Raw genomic sequence first — 20,457 nt, forward strand, 5'->3', positions numbered from 1 at the left:
AATATAAACATCAATTATGAAAAACGCCTAACCCCATAGCTTTTCAGACAAGCAAAAAAATAGGGGCTTAGCAAGGGCCCCTATTCGAAATAGTTGTGAGAATAAGCAAAATCAACTCTTGTTATCCTCTATGATATCCTTTTCCTCTTTTTCGCCGTTGTTTTTGGACTTTTTAATCTTAGCCTTTTTGATGGGCAGGTCAGGCTCTTCTGCCTTTTTCACCATTTTGTCTTTGGAGGCAGCTTCACTTTCTTCCTTCAATTTTGCCTTTTCGTCCACTGTCCGGGTGAACTTCTCGTAGGTGGTTTCACTTTCAAAAGGACGTTTGCCAATAATGGCCTCCAGGTCGGTTTGGAAAAGAATTTCCTTTTCCAAAAGGGCTTTAGCCAACTTTTCCAACTCCTCTTTCTTACTGTCCAACAAATGTTTGGTACGATCGTAAGCGAAGGTAATCAACTTTCTTACTTCCTCATCAATGGTTTGTGCCGTAGCCTCGGAATAGGGTTTGTCAAATTTGTACTCGCTCCCTTTGCTGTCATAGAATGAAACATTACCAATCTTCTCGTTCATCCCATAGATGGAAACTATGGAATACGCCATTTTTGTGATCCTTTCAAGGTCACTTAAGGCACCAGTGGATATTTTCCCAAATATGATTTCCTCTGCGGCTCTTCCCCCCAAGGCCATACACATCTCGTCTATCAATTGCTCTGTCTGATATAGAAACTGCTCTTTAGGGAGATATTGGGCATATCCCAGGGCAGCTATACCCCTAGGTACTATACTTACCTTCACCAAGGGATCTGCGTGTTCCAAAAACCAACCAGCCACTGCATGGCCGGCTTCATGGTAGGCAACTATCATTTTCTCTTCTGGAGAGATGATCTTGTTTTTCTTTTCCAAGCCGCCAATTACTCTGTCAATGGCATCCTGGAAATCCTGCATGTCCACGGCATCTTTATTCCTTCTTGCAGCAATGAGTGCTGCCTCGTTACAGACGTTGGCGATTTCTGCTCCTGCAAAACCGGGAGTCTGTGCAGCCAATTTCTTAGGCTCCACATCATCGGAAGTCTTGATGGGGGTAAGGTGTACCCTGAAGATAGCCTCCCTGCCAACGATATCCGGTTTATCGATGCTGATTTGCCTGTCAAAACGACCCGCCCTTAACAAGGCGGAGTCCAAAACGTCCGGTCTATTGGTGGCCGCGAGTACAATAACCCCAGAATCCGTTCCAAACCCGTCCATCTCCACAAGCAGGGAATTCAGGGTGTTTTCACGTTCATCGTTGGACCCTGGCATTTGACCCTTACCCCTGGATCTGCCTATGGCATCAATTTCATCTATAAATATTATGCAAGGGGCTTTTTCCTTTGCTTGTTTAAACAAATCCCTGACGCGAGCAGCACCTACACCAACAAACATTTCCACGAAATCAGAGCCGGAAAGAGTGAAAAAGGGAACCCCTGCCTCACCTGCCACGGCCTTGGCCAGCAATGTCTTTCCTGTACCAGGAGGGCCTATAAGCAAAGCGCCCTTTGGGATCTTTCCTCCCAAACGAGTGAATTTGGAGGGGTTTTTTAGAAATTCCACAATTTCCTCTACTTCCTCCTTGGCTTCGTCTAAGCCTGCCACATTGTCAAAGGTGATTTTTACCTTGTTCTCTGCATCGAATAGCTGTGCCTTGGATTTACCGACGTTGAAAATTTGTCCTCCGGGACCACTTGGGCCGGACATTCTCCGCATCATCATCCAGAACAAAAAGAATATCAAAATCAAAAATCCAAAAGAAGATATCCAGTTTCCCCAGCTTTCCTCTTTTTTGGCGGTATATCCCACCCTTTGCTCTTCCGGTAGTTTTTCCTCCAGTGCATTAAAAGTTTCTATAAAGTTATCCACCGAGGCCACATTTATCCTGTAATGGGGGCCTGATACATTGTAGAATCGGTTTTGAGCCTCCAATTCATCCATGTAACGTTGGTTGTTCAGGGCCTCCTCGCTGAGCGTAACTTCAACATAATTTTGGTTATATATTACTACTACTTTTGCAACATCATTGGCCAAAACCATGTCCTCAAAACGCTTCATATTGGTTTCGACTACTGCTGAATTTTGGTTGAACCAAGTCACACCAATAAGCACAATTACAGCAGTAATGATTAACCAAAGCTGAAAATTGGGTTTTTGGGGTGGTTTAGGGACAAATTTTTTTGATTTATTTTTATCACTCATTTCGATATGTTTGTTTCATGTGTATATAAATGGTCCTTAATGGTCGCAACCTGCGCTGCCTGCCCCGTCCCGATAGCTATCGAGATCGTCGAACTTGTTTCGGGAGAATCTCGCATGTTGCTCCCCCGATACCTATCGGGGGCTATAAAGGCATCTCTCGGTGTGTCGTAATTGTCATGCCCGATTTCATGAACTTTTAGTAAAACGAAATAGAAAAATGAAAGTTCGAATTAAATCAATTAATAACCTTCACCTTTGCATCTCCCCAAAGCTCTTCCAGGTTGTAAAAACCCCGCTTGTCTTTTAAGAATATATGAGCCACTACGTTAACGTAATCCATTAAGATCCATTGCCGATTATTTTTCCCCTCACTTCTCCAAGGCCTTTCTTTATTAACTTTTATCACTTCCTCCTCCACAGACTGGGAGATAGCTTCCAGTTGTGTGTCTGAGTTTCCAGAACAAATCACAAAAAAATCTGTAACCGTATGGGTGATTTCTCTTAGGTCCATCACCACAATATCGGAAGCTTTTTTTTCCTCCATTCCTTTAATGATTACTTCACTCAGCTCCTCTGCTGTCATATAATATTGTTAACTATTGTTTAATTTGCTACCGGAATACTTACACCAATTAGATATGGTTTTTTAAATATGCTTATTATGGTGTAAAATTACTAATCAATAATGCATAAAATCCTTGCCAATACGGTTTTTTTAGGGAAAGATATCCGCTTCCTGACAGAGTGTCACTCTACCAGCGACCTGGCCGCTCAATATTTCAAAGAGGGGAATGCCAAAGAAGGCACTATAGTAATTACGGACAAACAAACTAGAGGTAGAGGACAAAGGGGAAATCAATGGTACAGTGAGCCAAGCAAAAACCTCACCTTTTCTCTGGTGTTGACCCCCACGTTTTTGGATGCTACCGAACAATTCTACCTAAGTATGGCTGTCTCCTTAGGGGTCCATGACGCACTTTCCGCATATATTGGTGAGATATATATTAAATGGCCGAATGATTTTGTGCATCAAAAATCCGGCAAAATAGGAGGTATGCTGATTGAAAACCAACTAAGTACAAAGGGAATTGACCTGTCTATCGTGGGAATTGGCATCAATGTAAACCAGACCTCCTTTCCTTTTCCCAATGTCACCTCCCTAGCATTGCTTGCTGGGTCGCCGATAGCGAAAGAGGAGTTCTTCAAGTTTCTGGTAAAAGCCATCGAAGACCACTATTTGTTGTTGAGTAGAGGCCGGCGCAGACATATAAGGAACTCTTATTTGGAGCGGTTATTTAGGGCAAATGAGTGGGCACTTTTTGATGACGGGGAGTTGTTTGAAGGGAAAATTCTTGGCATTACCGATGAGGGGAAATTGAGGATCGAAAAACAAGACGGTAGGCTAATAAGTTATGCATTTAAGGAAGTAAGTTTTATTTGGTAAGCCAAATTTTCTTTTGTGTGGATGAATTTGTAATTTTGTAACAAATAATATTAGTTTAAACAAGCATATATAATGTCAGAAATCAAATCTAAAAAATACACCAAGTACAAGGTAAAGGATATTTCTTTGGCCGCATATGGAAGAAAAGAAATCCGCTTGGCAGAGAGCGAAATGCCTGGGCTTATGGCTTTAAGGGAAGAGTATGGGCAAACAAAGCCTTTGAAAGGGGCGAGAATTGCCGGTTGCCTGCACATGACTATACAGACAGCCGTTTTGATCGAGACATTAGTTGCTTTGGGAGCTGAGGTGACTTGGTCTTCCTGTAATATTTTTTCCACGCAAGATCATGCTGCGGCAGCAGTGGCAGCAGCAGGCATCAGTGTGTATGCCTGGAAAGGTTTGACCGCCGAAGAATTTGATTGGTGTATAGAGCAAACCTTGTTTTTTGGGGAGGAAAAAGCTCCACTGAATATGATACTTGACGATGGAGGGGATCTTACCAATATGGTTTTGGACAACTACCCTGAGTTGGTGGAAGGAATTAGAGGGCTTTCCGAAGAGACCACTACAGGGGTACATAGGCTTTATGAACGAATGAAGAAAGGCACACTGCCCCTACCTGCAATCAATGTAAACGATTCTGTTACAAAATCTAAGTTTGACAATAAGTATGGTTGTAAGGAATCATTGGTGGATGCCATTAGAAGGGCTACTGACGTGATGATGGCCGGCAAAGTGGCAGTAGTGGCTGGCTATGGTGATGTAGGTAAGGGCTCGGCAGCTTCCTTGAGAGGTGCTGGTGCCAGAGTAATAGTTACTGAGATAGACCCCATATGTGCTTTGCAGGCTGCAATGGACGGTTTTGAGGTTAAAAAAATGCTCAGTGCAGTGCCTGAAGCGGATATCATCGTTACAGCTACCGGCAACAAAGATATTATTGGCGAGCCCCACTTCAGGGCAATGAAAGATAAGGCAATTTTGTGCAATATTGGGCACTTTGACAACGAGATAGACATGGCATGGCTGAACAAGCATTATGGGTCTACCAAGGATGTTATCAAGCCACAAGTGGATTTGTATAACATTGATGGCCAGGATCTTATCGTACTCGCAGAGGGAAGGCTTGTTAATCTTGGATGTGCTACCGGGCACCCTTCCTTTGTGATGTCAAACTCATTTACCAATCAGACCCTTGCTCAGCTGGAATTGTGGACTAATACGGATAACTATGAACCTGGGGTATTTGTATTGCCTAAACACTTGGACGAAAAAGTTGCTTCCCTTCATTTGGCAAAACTTGGAGTAGAACTGGATGAGTTATCTGAAGATCAGGCAGAATATATAGGCGTAAAACAAGATGGCCCCTACAAGCCAGATTATTACCGGTATTAAGAAAACATCTTTCTTGGATATTTTGGATACAGATCAAAAGGCACCCGCTTAGGGTGTCTTTTGCATTTCTACACCCTCATCCAGCTGGATGAGGGTATGAGTTTGGCAGTCCTGCACTTGCTGGAAATTCAATCTGTGCTGAACTGCATTGGAAGTGGTTCTTTCAATGGTCCAGCTTTCTGATCCTGACACGGGTCTGTGAAGGTTTTGAGTCAAGCAGGTTCCTTGGAATTGCTTAGTCTGTGAAATTTGCATTTCCACTTTTCTGCCGGTTTGGTTTCTTCCCTGTAATTGACCGGTACTCCTAAATCCCGAAATACCCGTGAGGTAATTTTGGGCCACAATATGATGAAAGGAAACATCCAATTTGGCCCTTGACTTACTGGGGTAAATTATTTCCAGATTTAGTGCATTATCCTCCCATGTACGGCTTTCTCTGGAACTTTCTACCAAACTTAGCACCCTGAGGCCACTTATACTCGCCTCACCTGTTTGGTAATCCTCGTAAGAGATCAAGACCAGGTCCCTGTTGTTGATAGGGGACTTCTGATACTGGAGCCTTATACCTCCTCTCCTCATTATGGGGCTTCCATTGCAGGTGCCACTAGCAAAGGATAAGAGCACCTCCTGCTCACTATCCTCCAAAGTCACTGAGGGACAACCCGGCAGGTTGGCTACTCTGATTGAATCAGTGTAACTAAAAAAGGTTTGGAAGGCGAAATAGAGGTTTTCATCCAATGCTTTTGAAATAAGATAAAGTTCTTCCCCTTCCACAGCTTGGTTGGTTTGCAACCTTCTTACATCAGGATCGATGCAGGAAGATAGTATTAGCAGCCAAATGGCATAAACAGAGAAATGTTTACTCATAGAAAAGGGTGTTTTTTGTGACATATAAGCTAAATGGGCAAAGAGTATGCTAAGCATAAGTGCAATTAAGAAATAAAACCGTAATTTGAAACGAAAAAAACATTACAAGAAATATGTCATTCCAAACTGGATTACTTAAAGATAATGCATTGAAGGGTAAAGTGGTGTTGGTTACTGGTGGTGGGACAGGGCTTGGGAAGTCCATGGGACACTATTTTTGCCATTTAGGTGCAAGATTAATCATTAGTAGCAGAAACGAAAGCGTACTTCAAGAAACTGCCAGAGAAATGCAGAAACAGCATGGGGAAGAAGTTTTGGCCCTGCCTTGCGATGTTCGAGACTATGAAGCTGTGGCTGGAATGTTTAAAGAGGCCATAAATCAGGTAGGTCGGGTCGATGCCGTCGTAAACAATGCGGCTGCCAATTTCATCAGCCCTACCGAAAGGCTTTCTCCCAACGCTTTTCACACCATATTGGACATAGTGCTAAAAGGTACAGCAAACATGACATTGGTAGCCGGCAAGCACTGGATTAATTCAGGTCAGGCAGGTAATTTTCTTAATATTGTTACCACATATGCCTTTACTGGAAGTGGGTATGTGGTACCCAGTGCTGCGGCTAAGGCGGGAGTGCTAGCCATGACCCGGTCTCTTGCAGTGGAATGGGCAAAGTATAACATACGTTCCAATGCCATCGCCCCAGGCCCCTTTCCTACTGAAGGCGCATGGTCCAGGTTATTACCTGATGAAATGGCAAAGCAATTTGATCCTGCCAAAAGAGTCCCTTTAGCTAGGGTGGGAGAGCATCAAGAACTCTCCAATCTTGCAGCTTTCCTTTTAGCCGACCAAAGCGGTTTTATCAATGGAGAAGTCGTAACTATAGATGGGGGAGAATGGCTTAGGGGCGCTGGGCAGTTCAATGACTTCGATAAGGTACCCAAGGAATTGTGGGATCAGATGGAGAAAAAGCGTAAAGGAAAATAAATCAGCTTAATCCATTGCGTTGACTTCCCCATCTTCCTCTATGTGTTTTATCCCTTTTACCCTGAGTTCATCCAGGTTTTTTTCCTGACCAGAACTCTCTCCTGTTATGATTCCCGAAAAGCTAAGTACATCTAGAATCTTGCACCCCTTTTTTCTTAATTGAGTGGCAATTTCTTGCATCTGCCCTTTCATGTCTTCATCTACTGAGGCAATGAATTTTTTTCCTTTCTGTTGCATATGCCTGTGGCTATTGTGGGGCCTGAACGAGACCTGCACCGACATCCCGGCTGAGGAGGTCTAATTTCCGTGCTCCTTTCAGTAATAACTCCTTGATTTCAGTGGCTGAGGCCTTCGGGTACTTTTCCCACAACATCGCGGTGATGCCAGCCACAAATGGAGTAGCCATACTTGTACCACTAAGAAATGCATAGTTATGGGGGGAGATATAGGAACTGAATACCCCTACACCTGGACCTGCAATATCCACTTCACCCCCATCGGGGTTAATACCACCACAGGAAAATTCCGCCACCTTCAAAAACCTGTCCAGAGCAGCCACCGCCAATATGGAAGGGCAATTTGCGGGGTGGTTTACAGGGCGTACTATACCCTGAGAACGTCTGCTGTCATTTCCTGCTGCTGCGATAACTAGGGTGCCGTTTTCCATAGCCATTTTTCCAATGTCGTTGAATATTCGGGAATAGGTTTGGCCGGGGTTGGAGGGTGCTCCCAGGGACATGGAGATTACCTTGCAGCCGTTCACCAGGGCCCACTCCATACCTGCCAAAATGCCACTGTCTCTACCTGAGCCAGCATTTGATAATACTTTTCCAATATAAATATTTGCATTATTTGCTGACCCATATCGTGTTTGAGCCCCTGACCTAATGTTTCCTGCTGCATTTCCGGTGCAATGGGTTCCGTGTCCATTTTTGTCCTCTGCCTCTTCCCCCTGTACAAAGGATTTGGAAGTGATTGCTCTTCCAGTAAACCCAGAGTGACCCATGTAGAAACCGGTATCCAAAATTGCTACAGGAACTTGTTTCCCCGTGTAGCTGCTTTTATCGGAAAGGGTAGCAGTGACTCCCCAAAATGCGAAATCGTTATCCTCAAAGCTATCCGGAAGTGTAGGAGGAGAGGGATTGTCTGGGTTTTCAGGGGGCTTGATTCCAAAAATTTTGCAAAGGAGCAGCCAAACATTGCCTAATATGCTGTTTTTTCTATCCACTTCCAATGCATACACAAAGCGTTCTGGCTCATCGTAAAGAAACATTTTGCTGGATCTTGCAGAGGTAGTTAGCATGTTTATTTCAGTATCGTGGTTTTCATTGACTACCGCTACCCCGAATTTTTCAAAAACTATCCCATCCGCATTTTCAAAAGCTTCTACGTAGTCTTCCTCGTGGGTGGTATAGTCACTCGAGAATGCAAGCCTAAGGGAGGCGTTTTTCACCTCCTTGTCAATTTGATTTTGACCCGCATTGGAGTCGATCATCACAAGCCTTTTTCCGGTAAATTCCGGTTTATTGGTAAGGTCTGCAGGAGAGTCGTTTCTAAAGGGTTTCATAGAGAAAGGGTTTTAAAAATTTGGTTTTAGCATATCAATTTAGCAATAAAGTACTTAAATACAATATTTTATAAATCGAATTTAATGCCTTGAGCAAGGGGCAATGTCTGGCCAAAATTGATAGTGTTGGTTTGCCTTCTCATATAGGCTTTCCAAGAATCTGATCCAGATTCCCTTCCTCCTCCTGTCTCTTTTTCCCCTCCAAAGGCACCTCCGATTTCTGCGCCGGAAGTACCTATATTTACATTTGCGATGCCGCAATCCGAACCTATTGCTGAAAGAAAGAGGTGTGCTTCGCTCACATCCTGGGTCATGATGGCGGAGGAAAGTCCCTGTGGCACATTGTTGTGAAGCGCTATGGCCTCTTCAAGGGTTTCGTAGGGAATAAGATAAAGCAGGGGAGCAAAGGTTTCCTCTTTCATAATTTCCGCCGAAGGATCCAGCTCATACACCCCGGGATGGACATAGCAACCGGATTCGTACCCTTCTCCTTCAAGAATGCTTCCCGCAATCACTTCTCTTCCCCCCAGCTCCTTGATTTTTTGGATGGCGCTCTCGAACTGCTTAGCAGCTTCTTGGTCAATAAGTGGCCCAATATGGTTGTTTTCGTCTAGGGGGTCCCCGACTTTCAACTGGGCATATGCACCTTTTAGCCTCTCTTTCACTTCCTCAACTACATCTCGCTGAATGATCAATCTTCGGGTACTGGTGCATCTTTGCCCGGCAGTACCCACAGCCCCAAAAACCGCGGCTCTTATGGCAAGGTCCAGGTTGGCTTTGTTGGAGATGACTATAGCATTGTTTCCTCCAAGCTCCAAAATGCATTTTCCAAGCCTTTCCCCAATATGCTGGGCTACTGCCTTACCCATTTTGGTAGAGCCTGTGGCTGATATTAGTGGAATTCTTTTGTCTTTTGCCAGCCTTTCCCCTAAGGTTTTGTCCCCAATAATCAGAGAGGAAATGCCTTCTGGAAGCTTGTTTTCCTTAAGTATTTTGGCGATGATTTTTTGGCAAGCAATGGCAGAAAGGGGCGTTTTTTCCGATGGTTTCCAAATACAGACGTTTCCGCATACCCATGCAATCATGGCGTTCCAAGACCAAACAGCTACTGGGAAATTAAAGGCCGAGATAATTCCTACTGGCCCTAAGGGGTGCCACTGCTCCATTATTTGGTGTTGAGGCCGCTCTGAAGGCATGGTTTTACCATAGAGTTGGCGGGAGAGCCCAACGGCAAAATCACAGATGTCGATCATTTCTTGCACCTCCCCCAATCCCTCCTGAAGGGGTTTGCCCATTTCGTGGGACACCAACCTACCCAACATCTCCTTTGACTCCCTCAATCCCAATCCGATTTGCCTTATTATTTCCCCGCGTTTCGGAGCAGGAAGTCCTCTCCAATGCCCAAATGCCAGTAATGCCTGTTCGGCCAGCTTTTCATATTGGCTTTCTGTACATGAATGAACACTACCCAGTAGCTGGCTGTTAATGGGGGATTTGGATACAATTATTGAGCCTTCCCCAGGCTCCCACTTTATTCCGGTACTCGCTCCCGAATGGTTTTCAGTAAGCTTGAAGTAGTCAAGTATTTCTTGTATGGTTGTCTTTTCCATAATGGGGGATTAAAAAGAAGGCGGTAGGATAAAAATACAAAAAATAGCCTGTTAATAAAAAAGGCCGCCCCTTGGGGGCAGCCTTTTTTATTAAACAAAACCAAAGAAAAATTAAAGCTCTAGGTCATAGTAGGATCGTTGACCATTTGGGTAGACCCCCAAAACACTCACTTCCTCACCTTTGTGTTTTTTAAGTGCTTCTATCACATCGTTGGAACTGTTGATTCTGGATCTCCCGATCTTGGTAATGATAAACCCTTCTTTTAATCCGGCTTTCTTCCAGGCATCGTTTTCGTTGATGGTGATTACTGCACCTCCTTCAATGTCCAACCTTTCTTTCATTTCATTTTTGAGGTCTCCAAATACCACCCCTTCAAATTCTACCGTCTTAGGCAATTCCTTTATTACAATCTCCGTATCCCCAGAGAAGTTTTTCAATGTTACGGTGGTATTCATTTCATTACCATCCCGTAAGTATTTTACATCTACTGTGTCCCCGGGTCTTTTTCTGGCTACCCTTTCTTGAAGTGAAGAGGTTGTATAAGTGGGAAAACCATCCACACCTATAATGATGTCTCCTTTTTTCAGGCCAGCTTCGTCACCGCCGCTTCCTTCATTTACACCCTCGACATATACGCCTCTACTTACCCCAAGCTTTTTGCCTAGTTTATCTTCAAGTCTTGGGCCTACATCCGAAATGGTGACACCGATTAATCCTCGCTGTACTGCACCGTATTCCATCAAGTCTTCAGAAACCTTCTTGGCAATGGAACTGGGAACGGCAAAGGAATATCCGCTAAACCCTCCTGAACGTGTGGCTATGGCCGTGTTGATCCCTACAATTTCTCCTTGCAAATTCACCAACGGGCCACCTGAGTTTCCTGGATTTACAGCAGCATCAGTTTGAATAAAGGATTCTACCTGAAGGTTGTTTTCATCCCTTAAAATCTGAATGTTCCTGGCCTTAGCGCTGATAATACCTGCTGTAACAGTGCTGTTTAAGTTATAAGGGTTCCCTACTGCGAGTACCCACTCTCCTACTTTAGCATTGTCTGAATCCCCAAATGGGATATGAGGCAGATTTTTGGCTTCAATTTTCAGTAATGCCAAGTCAGTTGTGGGGTCAGTACCAATTACCCTGGCTACATGTCTCTCGTTGTTCTCAAGGGTGATATCAACCCTTGTGGCATTTTCGACAACATGGTTATTGGTCATGATATAGCCATCTTCGGTTATGATCACACCTGAACCTGAACTTTGACCCTCTCTTGGGGGGCCTCCTTCACCCCGAGGAGAAGGGGATCTAAACCCGAAGAACTCCTCGAAGGGATCCATACCTCTTTCACCCCTACCACTTACGGAAACGCTACTTCTCACGTGGACCACTGCTGGTGTTACCACCTCAGCGGAGGCAACGAAGTTGATACCGTCAGGGACTACGAAACTATCGTTGTTGAGCCAGTTTACAAAACTGGCACTTCTTTCCTCGGTGTAGTTAGTGGTGGCCCCCTGGTTATTTTGCAACAGGCTCACACCTGCAATAGCAACCATTCCCCCTATGAGGGAGGCTAGGACCATACCTAAGAAAAACTGTCTTTTATTCATCTTATACCTTCCTTTTGATTATTACTGATAAGTTTCACGTTAATTGCTTTTTTTTGTTGCTTCCAAAACAGTGCCACCCTAGTTATATTGTTACCGTTTAACACCTTTTAACCGGAAATCCAAATTAGAACTCGGGGTTTAAGATTTGTTTACAAAATTTTCGAAGCTTTTAGGTATATGTAACCATATTCTCTGTGGCATGTTTAACCTACTTTCGATGTCGGGAAAGTCTAGGCATTTTTTATTTTAAAGTTTTCTTACTAAATCTAAGAAAATTTGTGCAATTTTCTATCCAAACTGGATTTTATAACCACTTTGAACACGGACTTTAGTATAAAAAAGCAGGATGTATTCTGCGAATCCAATGTAGATAGGATCGCATGGGGTATTTTGGTGTCCTTCCTTTTATCGCTTCAAGTTTACGCACCTGCCTTAGGGTTCTCTATGGTGCAGCAAGACCCTGCCATCTTGGCAGATACCTTAACCCCTGACCTAGAAACCCCTATTTCTCTTGAGAAAAATTTGCAAAACAACCAGCAGGTTCTTTTGAAGTTACAACAAGCCCTGCTGAGATTACAGAGAAGGCCTAACATGGCCTTTATGGAGGAAGAAGTACCCGTAATTTCCCGGGTATTAGATAGGATTCAGGAAAGCTTTTATACCCATGACCAGGTTTTGAATTTTCAATATCTCAATGAACTCGACAACTTGGTGGTGGGATATCAAACCAGACTTGGCCGCTGGCAAAGTGAAGTGCAGTCTAATTTGAACCAATATTTGGAAATCGCAGAAGAAATTGAACCGGTGTTGTCCTATTCGAATCAAATACGGGCTTTTTCCGATTCTTTGAATATTCCTTCCCTCAGCAAGCAAATCGAAATATTGGAGGAAAGAGTAAGTGCCGTAGATAGTCTGCTTCGGATAAGGAGGCTTGAAGGGGTTGGGGCTCAAAGTGAATTGACAAATCTGATTATTTCCTTAAATGACTTGAAGGAGGAATTAAGGGAGAGACAAGTCGTTTTTAGAAACAGGTTGTTTTATAGGGATTCCCCACCTATTTGGCAAAGCCAAATGGAGTCTTTTACCAGAGATTTCCGCTCCATTGTGGCAGAATCACTTTTATTGAATGAAGTGATTCTTATCAGTTATCTCAAAAAAAACACACTGAACCTGTTTTTTTTAGTGGTGCTAATTCTTGTTTTGTACAGGTGGTATGTGCTCTTGTTGAAAAAGATAGGTAGGGAAAAAGAGTTCTCTTCCATTATTTTAAAGAGGACAAAATACCTGTCTTTTTCTCCGTTTATTTGTGCGTTATTGAGTGGTGCTACACTTGGTCCTTACTTTTTCGCATATCCCCCCAACACCTTGATATTGATTTTCTTATTGACCATGGCGGGATGTACGACTTTTTTGATAAGACATGTAGTAACAAAGAAAGCTTTCCGGGTTTGGGGTTTTATGATGCTCAGTTTGCTGGTTTACGGATTTTCCAATTTAGTCACCGAATGGGCTATCCAAGAAAAGGTGTACCTCATGATGTTTTCACTCTTAGGAGTTCTCATTGGGGCCTGGACACTTAGACTCATTCAAAAGGATCCAGAAACTTTCCCAATGTACCTTTCATGGCTGGTGTATTTGTTTGTGAGTTTGCAGGTTCTTGCTGTTTTTTCCCATGCCTTCGGAAGGTTTAGTTTGGGGAAGTTATTGGGGGTTACCGCCACGCTAAATCTAATGCAGGCCATTAGCCTTTACGTGTTTGTGCTAGTAGTCATGGAGGTAGTCTATCTTTTTTCTGAACTAAGCAAAAAGAGTGAAGCTGCCTATACTAGTTTTGTGGATTATGCGGTGATTTTCAATAAGCTGAAAAAATTGTTAATCTCCCTTGCAGTGATAATGTGGGCTTATTATTTTACCACGAACCTATATGTGGATCAATTTTTATGGGAGAGTTTTAGTGGGTTCCTAAACCAAACCCGGACTTTGGGGAACAACAGCTTCACCTATGGGAGTATATTGATATTTTTAGTGGTTTTGTGGATATCTTCGTTGTTGGCTAAGAATATCGCCTACTTTGTTTCAGTAAGGGATGCCCAAAATGTAGGGACCAGAGACAAAAAAATAGGTTCTTCCATACTTCTCATACGTTTAGGGATATTAAGTCTGGGTTTTTTGTTTGCTATCAGCCTGTCTGGAATATCGCTGGATAGACTGGCTATAGTCATAGGGGCGCTTACCGTAGGAATAGGTTTTGGCCTTCAAAATATTGTCAACAACTTGGCCTCCGGTATCATTTTGGCGTTTGAAAGGCCTGTTCAGGTAGGAGATGCCATAGAAGTCGGTAACCAACTCGGTATTGTTAAGGACATTGGCATTCGTTCCAGCACCATACAGGCTTATGACGGCTCAGAGGTAATCATTCCGAATGGGGATTTGATATCCAATCAACTGGTAAACTGGACATTATCCAATAGACAAAGAAGGGTAGAAATATTCGTGGGAGTGGCCTATGGCTCAGACATTGTAAAGGTCCAGGAAGTACTTACAAACCTGATCAATGAGGAACAAATTCTACGGCATCCTCCCCCAAAGGTATTGATGCATAACTTTGCGGACAGCAGTGTGGAGTTTAGGTTATTGTTTTGGGTGGATAACGTATCCGTTTGGTTGGATGTGAAACATACCATCCTCCATAAAATTTACCAGGCTTTCTATGAAAACGGCATCAAGATTCCATTTCCACAGCGTGATATACACCTTGGAGATGGTTGGCACAACTTCAAAGGTTCCGGTGATGGGAAGAGCGAAGACCCTGGGGAAAACACCCTAAAAAAATAAAATCGAGCCTCCCTACCGGACAGGCAAGCAGGAGGAGAACCTCACACGTAGGGATGATTAAGATTGTGAGATTTCCCCGAAACAAGTTCCCCGAAACAAGATCGGGGCAGGCTATATGACCGCTGAAAAGAAATTATAAACATATGAAATATACAACTTCCTTTTTAGCACTTCTTCTACTTTTTGGTTGTAAAAGTGCCGATTCAGACCCAAATATAATTTTTATTGTAGTGGACGATTTGGGTTGGGCAGATATCACGCCAAACTGGCCGGACACCTTTTATGAAACCCCTAACCTGGACCGTTTGGCTAAAATGGGGGTAAGGTTTTCTCAAGCCTACTCTGCCCATCCTGTTTGCAGTCCCACAAGAGCTGCACTTATGACTGGCAAACATCCCAACAGGGTAGGAATCACGGATTGGATTCCGGGTTCTGACCCCTTTGCTGACGAAAGGCCATTGAGTACCCCAGGGATAAACCACAATTTAGCCTTGGAGGAAGTTACCATAGCGGAAAGGGTAAAGGAAAAGGGGTATGACACCTATTTTGTGGGGAAATGGCACCTGGGTGAAGAACCTGATTTTTGGCCGGAAAACCAAGGCTTTGATGTGAATATTGGAGGGTGGAGTGCAGGAGCCCCGCAACTTTCGGATGGAAAGTATGGGGGGTATTTCTCCCCGTATGGAAACCCCCGCTTGGAAGACGGTCCGGAAGGGGAGTTTCTAACCAATAGATTAATGGATGAAAGCTTGGAGTTGATTCGTGCAAGTGACCATAACCCCTTTTTGCTTTACCTCTCCTTTTATACCGTGCATACGCCAATACAGGCAGTTCCACACCTAATCGAAAAATTCCGACGAAAAAGAGAGGATCTTGGCGAGATTGCGGATCACCAAGCAGTAAAACAGGAAGGGGAAGGAATCACGCAAATCGCACAGACGAATGCGGAATATGCCAGTATGGTCGCTGCTATGGATGAACAAATTGGCAGGCTACTGGATGAATTGGAATCCTCTGGGAAAATGGAAAACACATGGATAGTTTTTACCAGTGACAATGGGGGGCTTTCCACAAGATATAATCAAGGAGGGCCTACGGCCAATGGGCCGTTGAGGGCTGGAAAGGGTTGGTGCTATGAGGGTGGCATTAGGGTTCCACTTATTATTGCCGGGCCAGGGGTATTAGCTGGCCCTGTAGTGGATCATCCGGTGGTAAGTATGGACCTCTTTGCCACTGCGGAGGAATTAGCCAATCTGGAGGTAACGGCGCAGGATGGCAAGTCCTTGCTTGGCTTGCTAAGGGGTCAGGAGATTGAAGAAAATGACATTTTTTGGCATTATCCACATTACCATGGAAGTGCATGGAAACCAGGATCAGCTATCAGGTCTGGGAATTGGAAGCTCATTTATACCTATGAAGACCAAAAAATCTCCCTGTATGAGTTGGCTCAAGATGAAGGAGAAACAACAGATTTGGCACTTGTTTACCCTGAAATAGCCGAAGTTTTGCTTGATGCGATACATGAAAAGATGGAAGACACAGGAGGGAAGTATCCCACTTGGAGGAAGGAAGAGGAAGGTGAGGCAACATTTTTTAACCGCTGAAGTTCTCACAAGGACTATGAGGAGACTTTCATGGCCTGCATTTTTTCATACATCTTATAGGGTCAATGAAGGTAATCTTCCCCTATCTGAACATTGCATCTGCCGAAGAATCCCCGGAGGATATATCCAATGTGGAAAGCCATCAAAAAGTCAACTTCCCTGAGGATTCCTCCTATACAGAGGTTACTTCCCGAAGCATTATTCTACTTTCTCCTGCAGCCCCACTCGCTCATGGATTTCAATGGCTTCCTTAATCCCCCAAATGTTGAATGGCAATGAAGGACTAGACAAAGACTGAATGATTGTATAACTAATCCACCCATTGAAAGGACTACTTTTATTTATAGTTTTTGGCCTGAAGTAATAATACGTTCATGCCAGGTTTATATAAAAAAGTCCAGGCTCTAATCTATTCAAATAAATATTCTATTGATTGTTAGAAATAAATATAATTGCCTATTTTAAGTTTAGGTTACCTTGCTTATTCAGCCTAACCTTAAGGATTTATATGTCTTTAGAGTTTTAATTTGTGTAGATTTAAACTCCCTTCCAAAGTTGACAAAACCAATGAACAATTCTGAAACTAATCCCATTCCCAATATTCAAACTTCCAAATCCAAAAAGATAGTCATAATCGGAGCTGGGTTTGGAGGGTTGAAACTGACTCGCAAGCTTGCCCACACGGATTATCAGGTCGTGTTGCTTGACAAAAACAATTACCATATGTTTCAGCCACTGCTGTACCAAGTGGCGACTGCGGCCTTGTCCCCAAGTTCGGTTTCTTTTCCATTGCGGCGCATTTTTCATAAAACTGAGAATGTCGTTTTCCGTATGGCTGTGGTGAAAAAAATTGATAAAAAAAATCAAATCATCTACACTAATTTAGGTACCCTTGAATACGACATCTTGGTCTTAGCACAAGGAGCCAACACCAATTACTTCGGCAATAAAAACATCCGAAAGTTTTGTGCCCCCATGAAATCTACTTCCGAGGCCCTATATATCAGGAATAAAATCATCTCGAACTATGAAAGGGCCATTAATTTGGCTAATGAATCGGATAGAAAACCTATCATGAATGTGGTAATTGTAGGCGGTGGCGCTACTGGTGTAGAACTGGCAGGATCTATTGCAGAATTGAGAAACAAAGTTCTACCTAAAGATTATCCCCAATTAAATTTCGCAAACATGCGAGTGATACTTATTGAAGCTGGGAATGGGCTTCTCAGTGGCCTTACTCAGCCTTCAAGGGAAAAAGCGTTGGTTTACCTTAAGCGATTGGGGGTAGAGGTGATGCTGAATACGATGGTGGAAGATTATGATGGATTTACCGTAAAGTTAAAAGAAAAAGAATCCATACAAACCCTCACCCTACTATGGGCAGCCGGCATTAAAGCCAACAGTTTGGTTGGTCTTGAGGACAATGAAAGGGCTCCCAATGGAAGGTTTTTGGTGGACGAATACCACCGGTTACTTAAAGAGGAAAACATTTATGTGATAGGAGATCAGTGCTTGCAAACCGAGGAAAAATTTCCCCTTGGCCATCCTCAGGTAGCTCAAGTGGCCATCCAGCAGGCGTCTAATTTGGGAAATAATTTAAAAGCTGATTTAAGACAAAAACCCAGAAAACCTTTTTCATACAAAGATTTGGGTTCAATGGCCACAGTGGGTAAAAGGATGGCCGTGGTGGATCTGCCATTTATCAGTTTTCAGGGGATGTTCGCTTGGTTAGTCTGGCTATTTGTCCACTTGATGGCAATTTTGGGGGTCAATAATAAATTGATGATTTTTCTTACCTGGTCTTGGAATTACCTTTCATTTGACCCAAGCCTTCGTTTATTGATCAGGCCCAGATATGTAAAAGACTTTAAGAGGCAATGGATGTTAGAAGAAAAGGATTTTGAAGATTAAATTAACTCAGGTTTTCTGACATAAATTGCCTTGATAACCAGTTTTCACTTCACAGTTGTTCCGCGTATAGATTTTTCACTTAAGAATATTTGCTAGCATGCAGCGATTCGGCAACCCGCTATTTTATAACTAGAGAATGAGCTGACATCCTGACATCAGCCATCATTGAAATTACGAGCTGGCGATGAAGAAGTGTTCGATAACGGACTTAACCCGTCCAGAAATGATACATCAGTCACCTCAAAAGCCTCCTGCAAGCCAACTGAAGGCATTGGCATATTTTTAGGATACAGTTGGAAAAGCTTATTATGAGAATATTTATCAGCTTGGTACTTTTTACCATTTTGTTGGTGTTGTGTTGGCCACTAGCACTATTGGTGCTGCTGCTCTATCCTTTTATCTGGTTGCTACTGCTTCCATTTAGGATTTTGGGATGGGGAGTAGGCGTTTCTTTGGGCGTGATTGGAGCACTTATTCTTCTGCCCTTTCATTTATTAAAGTAAATCATGACGGTGGTAGTGAAGGTAGTTTTTGGTATTCTGATATGTGGCCTTTTAGGTGCTTTGGTAGCTATTTTGTTGTCAAAAGTTAAAAGATAATGGCAATTTTTCCTTTCTAAGTGGCCTAAGCATTCTTAAAATATCTGGTATCATGGTATGTGGAGGTGATATTGCCTAAATTTGCATCATGGAACAGGCACAAAAAAGGGATGTACGAAGGTTAAGTCTGGCAGAGCTTGAGCAGTTTTTTCTCGAAAAGGGGGATAAAAAATTCCGTGCCAAGCAGGTTTACGACTGGCTTTGGAATAAAACCTTAAAAAACTTTGACGATATGAGCAACATTTCCCTGTCCACTAGGGAAATGCTCAAGGCTCATTTTGCCATAAACCATATTCAGGTGGACCAAATGCATAGGAGCCAAGACGGTACTATTAAGAATGCTGTAAAGTTATACGATGGCAAAATCGTGGAATCGGTATTAATTCCTACCCCCAAGCGGATCACTGCCTGTGTGTCCTCACAGGTAGGCTGTAGCCTGGATTGTAATTTTTGTGCTACTGCCAGGCTAAAAAGAATGAGAAACCTGAATCCAGATGAGATTTTTGACCAGGTGGTGGCTATTAAGGATGAGGCCACTGAGTATTTCGAAAGGCCACTGACCAACATCGTCTTTATGGGGATGGGAGAACCTCTGCTCAATTATGCCAATGTGATGGAGGCGATAGCCAAAATCACTTCTCCCGATGGCCTCGGTCTAAGCCCCAAGCGTATTACAGTATCCACCGTAGGGGTGAACAAAATGATAAAAAAATTGGCAGATGACGGGGTGAAATTTAACTTGGCAGTGTCATTACATTCTGCTATTAATGAAACGCGAAGCAGGTTAATGCCCATTAATGACACCAACCCGGTGGAAGACCTTGCAGAAGCCTTACAATATTGGTACCGAATGACCGGAAGAAAAGTCACCTATGAGTATGTGATCTGGAAGGGTATCAACGATGACCATAGGCATGCCGTCGCCTTGGCAAATTTCTGTAAAATCATCCCTTCCAAGGTAAATATTATTCAGTATAATCCCATTGATGAAGGTGAGTTTCAACAAGCGGATGCCGATAAAGTGGAAATGTATTTGGAAATATTGGAAGGGAATGGAATTGTGGCTAAGGTAAGGAGGTCAAGAGGTCAGGATATTGATGCTGCCTGTGGGCAATTGGCAAACAAGCATTCGGTGGTTTAAATTTTTCCAAACCCAAGTATTTTTTTATATTTGAAATGCAATTTTCACCCGAAAAATGGAAAAGGAAAAATTTGCTCAAGAGGCATTAAACGTATTTAACCGTTTCGGTTATGCCAAAACCGATATGGAAAAATTAGTTCAAGGAATCAACATAGGCCAAGGGGAGCTTGAGGAACACTTTTCCGGGAAAAGTGACTTGGTGATCTATTTGTTTCAGGTTTGTTGCAAGGAGTCGGATGAGGTTTCTGCAAAAATTGACAAAGAAGAATCCACATTGGGCAGTTTATTGCAAGTCACCCGCCTTTCCTTTCGGATTCAAGTCAAATACAGGTTTATCTTTTTGGACTTTTATCAGATCATTGAAAGTTTGGAGGAAATAAGGGATAGGTATTATGAATTGTTGTCCTTGAGAAAGACACAGTTAATTCACTTGTTCCAGTTGCTAGAGCAGGAAGGGTTGTTTAGGGGGGAAATAATCCAGGGGCAATACAGTAATCTGGCAAACCAAATGACCATGCTTTCTGATTATTGGGTTACCAACAACTTTTTGTTTTTTGGTAAGGAGGATTTCAAGCCAGAATACTACAGCCACCTCGTGTTTTCTATTTTGCTCCCCTATCTGACCGAAAAGGGACTTAAGCAATATAAGGACGTTACAGGCCTTTGAATT

17 protein-coding genes are annotated in these 20,457 nt (G+C 43.1%); 10 read left to right on the forward strand and 7 right to left on the reverse strand.

What is annotated here, in order from left to right; translation table 11 throughout:
- Positions 1 to 111: 111 nt before the first annotated feature.
- A complete protein-coding gene (ftsH, locus tag DB520_RS18450) occupies positions 112 to 2,229 on the reverse strand; it encodes an ATP-dependent zinc metalloprotease FtsH (protein WP_114751255.1) in 2,118 nt (705 codons plus the stop codon).
- A gap of 235 nt (positions 2,230 to 2,464) precedes the next feature.
- Positions 2,465 to 2,812, reverse strand: coding sequence for a ribosome silencing factor (gene rsfS, locus DB520_RS18455; RefSeq protein ID WP_114751256.1), 348 nt, complete (start codon positions 2,810 to 2,812; stop codon positions 2,465 to 2,467).
- Between the two features lie 102 nt (positions 2,813 to 2,914).
- Between rsfS and DB520_RS18460 the strand changes: the two genes are divergently transcribed.
- Together DB520_RS18460 and ahcY are read left to right on the forward strand one after the other, a co-directional pair.
- A complete protein-coding gene (locus DB520_RS18460; RefSeq protein ID WP_114751257.1) occupies positions 2,915 to 3,673 on the forward strand; it encodes a biotin--[acetyl-CoA-carboxylase] ligase in 759 nt (252 codons plus the stop codon).
- Positions 3,674 to 3,745: 72 nt separating this feature from the next.
- Positions 3,746 to 5,065, forward strand: a complete 1,320-nt coding sequence (ahcY, locus tag DB520_RS18465) for an adenosylhomocysteinase (protein ID WP_114751258.1) — start codon at positions 3,746 to 3,748, stop codon at positions 5,063 to 5,065.
- Positions 5,066 to 5,113: 48 nt separating this feature from the next.
- Here the strand turns inward: ahcY and DB520_RS18470 are convergent, their stop codons facing one another.
- Positions 5,114 to 5,932: a hypothetical protein gene (locus tag DB520_RS18470; RefSeq protein WP_157972164.1), complete on the reverse strand. Its 819-nt coding sequence runs from the start codon at positions 5,930 to 5,932 to the stop codon at positions 5,114 to 5,116.
- A gap of 113 nt (positions 5,933 to 6,045) precedes the next feature.
- Here DB520_RS18470 and DB520_RS18475 point away from each other — a divergent pair, with 113 nt between their 5' ends.
- Positions 6,046 to 6,915, forward strand: a complete 870-nt coding sequence (locus tag DB520_RS18475) for an SDR family oxidoreductase (protein ID WP_114751260.1) — start codon at positions 6,046 to 6,048, stop codon at positions 6,913 to 6,915.
- Between the two features lie 6 nt (positions 6,916 to 6,921).
- Here the strand turns inward: DB520_RS18475 and DB520_RS18480 are convergent, their stop codons facing one another.
- The 4 genes from DB520_RS18480 to DB520_RS18495 form a co-directional block, all read right to left on the reverse strand.
- Positions 6,922 to 7,152, reverse strand: coding sequence for a hypothetical protein (locus DB520_RS18480; RefSeq protein ID WP_114751261.1), 231 nt, complete (start codon positions 7,150 to 7,152; stop codon positions 6,922 to 6,924).
- A gap of 10 nt (positions 7,153 to 7,162) precedes the next feature.
- Positions 7,163 to 8,482 (reverse strand): S8 family serine peptidase, encoded by a 1,320-nt coding sequence (locus tag DB520_RS18485; protein ID WP_114751262.1) that lies wholly within the window; start codon positions 8,480 to 8,482, stop codon positions 7,163 to 7,165.
- Positions 8,483 to 8,550: 68 nt separating this feature from the next.
- Positions 8,551 to 10,092, reverse strand: coding sequence for an L-piperidine-6-carboxylate dehydrogenase (gene amaB / locus DB520_RS18490; RefSeq protein ID WP_114751263.1), 1,542 nt, complete (start codon positions 10,090 to 10,092; stop codon positions 8,551 to 8,553).
- Positions 10,093 to 10,203: 111 nt separating this feature from the next.
- Positions 10,204 to 11,697, reverse strand: a complete 1,494-nt coding sequence (locus tag DB520_RS18495) for a Do family serine endopeptidase (protein WP_114751264.1) — start codon at positions 11,695 to 11,697, stop codon at positions 10,204 to 10,206.
- A 276-nt stretch (positions 11,698 to 11,973) separates the two neighbouring features.
- Between DB520_RS18495 and DB520_RS18500 the strand changes: the two genes are divergently transcribed.
- The 7 genes from DB520_RS18500 to DB520_RS18530 all read left to right on the forward strand — a co-directional run bounded on the left by DB520_RS18500 (position 11,974) and on the right by DB520_RS18530 (position 20,454).
- Positions 11,974 to 14,532, forward strand: coding sequence for a mechanosensitive ion channel domain-containing protein (locus tag DB520_RS18500; RefSeq protein WP_114751265.1), 2,559 nt, complete (start codon positions 11,974 to 11,976; stop codon positions 14,530 to 14,532).
- Positions 14,533 to 14,675: 143 nt separating this feature from the next.
- Complete coding sequence (locus tag DB520_RS18505; RefSeq protein ID WP_114751266.1) at positions 14,676 to 16,136, forward strand: sulfatase; 1,461 nt, start codon at positions 14,676 to 14,678, stop codon at positions 16,134 to 16,136.
- Positions 16,137 to 16,201: 65 nt separating this feature from the next.
- A complete protein-coding gene (locus DB520_RS18510) occupies positions 16,202 to 16,390 on the forward strand; it encodes a hypothetical protein (RefSeq protein WP_114751267.1) in 189 nt (62 codons plus the stop codon).
- A 313-nt stretch (positions 16,391 to 16,703) separates the two neighbouring features.
- Positions 16,704 to 18,047: an NAD(P)/FAD-dependent oxidoreductase gene (locus DB520_RS18515; protein ID WP_114751268.1), complete on the forward strand. Its 1,344-nt coding sequence runs from the start codon at positions 16,704 to 16,706 to the stop codon at positions 18,045 to 18,047.
- A 308-nt stretch (positions 18,048 to 18,355) separates the two neighbouring features.
- On the forward strand, positions 18,356 to 18,550 hold the full coding sequence (locus DB520_RS18520; RefSeq protein WP_114751269.1) for a hypothetical protein: 195 nt from the start codon (positions 18,356 to 18,358) through the stop codon (positions 18,548 to 18,550).
- A gap of 184 nt (positions 18,551 to 18,734) precedes the next feature.
- The gene (gene rlmN, locus DB520_RS18525) at positions 18,735 to 19,787 is read left to right on the forward strand and encodes a 23S rRNA (adenine(2503)-C(2))-methyltransferase RlmN (RefSeq protein WP_114751270.1); all 1,053 of its coding nucleotides are present in this window, start codon (positions 18,735 to 18,737) and stop codon (positions 19,785 to 19,787) included.
- A 55-nt stretch (positions 19,788 to 19,842) separates the two neighbouring features.
- Positions 19,843 to 20,454 carry a TetR/AcrR family transcriptional regulator gene (locus tag DB520_RS18530; protein ID WP_114751271.1) on the forward strand — a complete coding sequence of 204 codons (612 nt, stop codon included), beginning with the start codon at positions 19,843 to 19,845 and terminating at the stop codon, positions 20,452 to 20,454.
- The last annotated feature ends 3 nt before the right edge of the window (positions 20,455 to 20,457 follow it).

Origin of the sequence: Pleomorphovibrio marinus, assembly GCF_003347495.1 — a bacterium.
Classification (GTDB): domain Bacteria; phylum Bacteroidota; class Bacteroidia; order Cytophagales; family Cyclobacteriaceae; genus Pleomorphovibrio; species Pleomorphovibrio marinus.